1 protein-coding gene is annotated in these 658 nt (G+C 38.1%); it reads left to right on the top strand.

Annotation, left to right across the window (positions count from 1 at the left end; genetic code table 11):
• The coding region (locus tag VPK24_RS18780; RefSeq protein ID WP_393015661.1) for a WD40 repeat domain-containing protein at positions 1-658 on the top strand (658 nt) is incomplete at both ends.

Below are 658 nucleotides of genomic sequence, written 5' to 3'. Positions count from 1 at the left end.
ATTTAAAGCGAGGGCACAATGTAATCATCAAAGAAATCAAAGACCTACGTTATACCTGTAAGATAACAATTAACAGAAAAACCACAATCTACGCCGAGCTATTGTTCTCAAACAACCCATTCAAAAAAAACAGAGGATCACAAGTATACCTAGAGAAAGAGCTAAAACACCAATTGGCTAATGAAATAAAAATAGAATATGCTGATTGGAGTGAGGACGAATCGTCATGGAAGGTAATACAACAGCAACCAGAAAGGCTTGTGCACCACATAAACAAAGTAAGGGCTGGCTGCTTCTCACTTGACTCACAATACATTGCAACTGGCTCAGATGATTGTAGCGTAAAGTTGTGGGATCTAGATGGCAATTGCATCTCCACATTAATTGGACACACAGCCCTTGTAAGCCATCTACAATTCTTAGATGAAACCGTATTACTAAGTGCGAGTAACGATGGTACAATAGTATTAAGAGATGTTAAAGAAAAGAAACGAATGCAAATACAAGCGCACTCAAGTTATATTACCGCTGTTGATTACTGCAGCGAGAGGGGACTAATAGCCACAGCTTCTGAAGATAGAACAGTTGCCATCTGGACATTACATGGCAAAAAAATATCTCAAATCGAGTCAAATGGACAATTATATACACAGATAAA

Origin of the sequence: Limnothrix redekei LRLZ20PSL1 (genome assembly GCF_043235035.1) — a bacterium.
Taxonomy (GTDB): domain Bacteria; phylum Cyanobacteriota; class Cyanobacteriia; order CACIAM-69d; family CACIAM-69d; genus CACIAM-69d.
The sequence above is the reverse complement of the archived record's forward strand: the minus strand, read 5'-3'. Positions and strand labels throughout refer to the sequence as shown.